This window comes from Clostridium tarantellae (genome assembly GCF_009295725.1).
In the GTDB taxonomy this organism is placed as follows: domain Bacteria; phylum Bacillota; class Clostridia; order Clostridiales; family Clostridiaceae; genus Sarcina; species Sarcina tarantellae.
Genome location: NZ_WHJC01000288.1, coordinates 1 through 4187 on the forward strand (window position 1 = coordinate 1; position 4187 = coordinate 4187).

2 protein-coding genes are annotated in these 4187 nt (G+C 25.0%); one reads left to right on the forward strand and one right to left on the reverse strand.

The features are described from left to right. Window positions 1-81: 81 nt before the first annotated feature. Window positions 82-1236, forward strand: coding sequence for a DUF3794 domain-containing protein (locus GBZ86_RS13260; protein WP_152891394.1), 1155 nt, complete (start codon window positions 82-84; stop codon window positions 1234-1236). 161 nt (window positions 1237-1397) lie between these two features. On the opposite strand, the gene GBZ86_RS13265 is transcribed toward GBZ86_RS13260, so the two are convergent. Beyond that, window positions 1398-4187, reverse strand: a 2790-nt coding sequence (locus GBZ86_RS13265; protein WP_234885170.1) for a VWA domain-containing protein, incomplete at its 5' end; no start/stop codon positions are given.

A 4187-nucleotide genomic window follows, 5' to 3' on the forward strand; every position in this document is an offset into this window, starting at 1 on the left:
ATTTTTCACTCCTCACAAAGCTGTATTGTTTCTCATAAACTATTATAACTAACTTAAAGCTTTTAAACGGAGGATTAAATAATGGTTTACAATTTTTATATGAAAGAAAAGCTTAATAAATCTTCTCAATGTGATGAAGATATTAATGCCTCTATTGTTTTTAACGGATTATGCTCTGATGAAGAAATTAAGGAACTTTCCTCAGAATATTGGGTAGAAAATTCTTCTACATCAGAACTTTGCATTCCAAAAGAAAAGCCCTTTATTGAATCTATTTATTCTTTAAATGGTAAAATTAAAATATTAAAAACAGAAGTTATTATGACTCCTGCATTATATAAAAATATAGATGATAATTCTTTAGATATTTCTTCTTCTATTTCTAATTTAGAAGGTAATACTGCTACTGGAAGAAAACTAATTATAATTGGTCACTTAAATTTATGTACAACTTATACTTCAAAAACCACTGATGAAAGTATATCTACTTTAAATTCAATTATACCTTTTTCTTCAACTATATCTTTACCTTATAAAATACCAGAACCTAATGGAACTGATACATTAGAAATGGATTTTTATATTTCCCATTGTATTAAAAATTTAAAAGTAATATCTTTTAATCATTGTTGCATATGTATTTGCTATAACTTAATTTTAAAAGCAATTCCTTGTACTGAGGATTACTCCCTATATGTTAAAAATCCTTGTGAAGATACTAAAAATTATACTATTGAACAGGAACCTGTTATATATGGATTATGTCCTTTAAAATGTTTAAAAAATATTTTAAGTGTAAATAATTCTAACAACACAGATTGGCAAGAACTTTTTATATGCAAGCATTTAACTATTCCACCTTATAAATTAGACATATGTCAAATACTTTCTGTAAACTCTTATGTAAATATACTATGCAAAAAAATTATTTGCTGTCCTATTACAGATTCAAATAATCCTTCTATAATAATAACTGATAAAAAATTAGCTTTAGAAGCTCTTTTAAATTTTAAACTAACTTATATAGCCTCAAATAATTGTCATTCTATTCATTCAGCTCATTTTACTATACCTTTTTCTGCTTTAATTCCAGTTTCTAACCCAACTAATATTACTGATAGATTTAAAATTACTAATTGTATTGAATATATTTATGTGTCTAACTTAAATTGCAGAGAAATATTTTTAACTACTCTTTTAATGCTTAAAGTAACTAATGTTACTTGTAGAATTTAAAATCCTATTTTTTTAAGTTAAACATATATTTCAATATTTTTATCCTTTTAATTCTTATTATAATTTAGAATGAATCCATAAATATAATCTTTGCATTTATAAAATAACTTTTATAAATAATCATCTCTACTATTTTATTAGTAGAGATGATTAAATCTTAATTATTCTTTATTCCTATCCTTTTTTTTATTTAAAAGAGTAGAAGTATCTAGTAAGTTTTGTTCTTTCTTTGAAGTATCATTTTTAGCTATTTTTTTATTTTTAAATATTAGTTTTTTATTACTGTTATCTTTTTCAATACACTCATTTTCTTTTAATTTATTTAAATTATTTTCTTCAGCTGTTTTTATATGAGAATTATATTTTATTTTTTCTTTCTTAAATATATCTTTTTTATTATCATAAGAATCTTTAATAACCTGTTTTTTGCTATTAAAATTTAATAAATATTTGTTAATATTTAAGTTTAATCTTCTATAAACTATATCAAAAAAGAAAAGAATCAATGCAATTATTAAAGTAGCAATTGTTAAATTAATTTTCCTATAGGATTTTTTAATATTATCTGTAAAAACCTCTTCTGGAAACTTTATAAAATTCCCATTGTTTTCTTCAACTAAACTTTCTAACTTTTCACTATTACTATTAAATTTATATTCAGGAGAATATTGTAATGCAAATGCTCCGTTATAATTTCCCCTCATTTCTTCTCCATGTTTTTCTCTAATATTAAAATTATAAAATCCTAAATCCTTTAATTGTACTTTTCCAGAAAAAACTCCAGGTTCACTTTGCTCTAAACTTATCTCACCACTATCTCCATTTTCTGATGTATATATGCCCGTTATCTTACTATTTTCTGTAACATTCTCACTTTCAAATTTAATATTAGCATAATTACCCTGTTGTGTAATATTAAGTTTCCCATTTTCTTCATAACTTGGAACACTCCAATCTATAATATTTTTAAATAATTGAATGCTGTTTTTCCAAGCTAAAAAATTCCCACTCCATTGTCCTGACATATCAGATGTCCATGCTACCGTTCTTCCTAAGCCATATTGCCAGGCTGCCAATATAGGTTCATCTTCATTAGAAGATAATACTTCAATAGCTTTATCCTTCATAGATGTTCCCACATATCCTAATAAAGATGGAAATTTATCTTCTTCAATTACTCCACTTAATATTTCATGAGATGTACTTATTTTAGGAGTAAATTCTTCATTCATTAAATACACTCCTGTAGATAATAATACTTCTTTAGCAAAAATTCTTGGAATATCTGTATAAATATCCGTATGATAATTTCTACCTTTTCCTTCTTTAGCTAAGTATTCTAAAAGGGTACCATTAGCATCTGTCCCTACTGAAACTGTAGATAATGTTATATTATTATTTTTCATTCCCTCTAAAATTTCTTCATATTCTTCCATACCAAATTCATCTTGACCATCTGTTAAAAGAATAATATGCTTTATTTTGCTTTTACTTTCTAACTGTGCCTCATAGGCTGCTTCTAAAGCTGGATATATGGAAGTACCTCCACCTAGTGAAATAGATGAAATAAGTTCTTTTATCCTCTCTTTATCACTCATAGGTTCTTGTGGTACTGCAAAACTAAAGGAATGGTCAAAAGCTATTACACCTATTTCATCTGTATTTCTTAAATTATCTAAAGCTTTCACAGCTGATTCCTTTGCTAAAGTTAATTTACTTACTCCTGTGCCATCACTAGACATACTCCCTGATTTATCAATTACTAAATTAATTGATATTTGTGGAATTTCATTTTTCCCTTTCTTATCCATATTTACTGGAAGTATCTTTTCAAGTATAGTTCCCTTATATCCACCTAAAGCATAAGCTTCTTCTCCTCCAGTAACTATTAATCCTCCACTATAATCTTTAACATAAGTTTCTATATTTTCTAAAAATCCATTATTTAAATCATCTATATGCACATTATTTAAAACAATAGACTTATATTCTAAGAAATCATTTAAAGTCTTAGGGGCAGAAACTGGATCTATTATTTTGTAGGAACTATTTAAAGTATTTAATATGTTAACTAATCCAGTAGATTCCCCATTTTGTCCTTCTATAACTAAAATTTGTGGTTTAGAACGTACATTAGTATAACAAGTATATTCATTATTACCTTTTTCAGTATCAATCTTAGGATTTATTAATACTTTATATCCTTTAAATCCTCCTGTATTTTGTATATCTTTAAATACAAATGTATTTTTACCCTTTTCTATTTCTACTATCTGTTCTCCTTTTTTTTCTCTTCCAGAAAATAAAGTTAATGTAGCACTAGTACTTACATTAGATTCTATATTAGTTACTATAGAAAATTCTTCTCCCATATTAATATTTTCTGGTACTTTTACACTATCTACATAAACTTCATCTGACTTACCATTTTCTATTTTATATACCTTTAAATCTATATTATTTTCTTTTAATAAAGGTGTGGTTTTTAACATATCTCCTTCATTTTCTTCTCCATCTGTTATTAGTACAATCCTTTTAGATGATTCTTTAGGAAATAGTGTTATTGCTGATTGAATACCCTCTTGTATATTAGTAGAATTTATTATAGGCACTGATAATATTTCATTATATTCTTTATTATCTATTATAAACTTATCTACTTCTGCATTTGCTCCAAACACTATTACTCCACTTTTATTTCTATTAGGCATATTTTTTAAAGAATTATTTATAAATTTTATTCCTTCTTCTCTAAAACTCATAGCACTATCTGATACATCCAATAAAAATATAGTAGATATATTTTTTCCTTTTAAGCTTATAGTTATATCACTTAAAGATACTATTAGAAGAATAAATATTAATATTCTACTTATTAAAGAAAACATATTATTTTTAATAGAATTTTTATTTGATTTCATAGAAAAATAAATAAATACACCTAATAATGG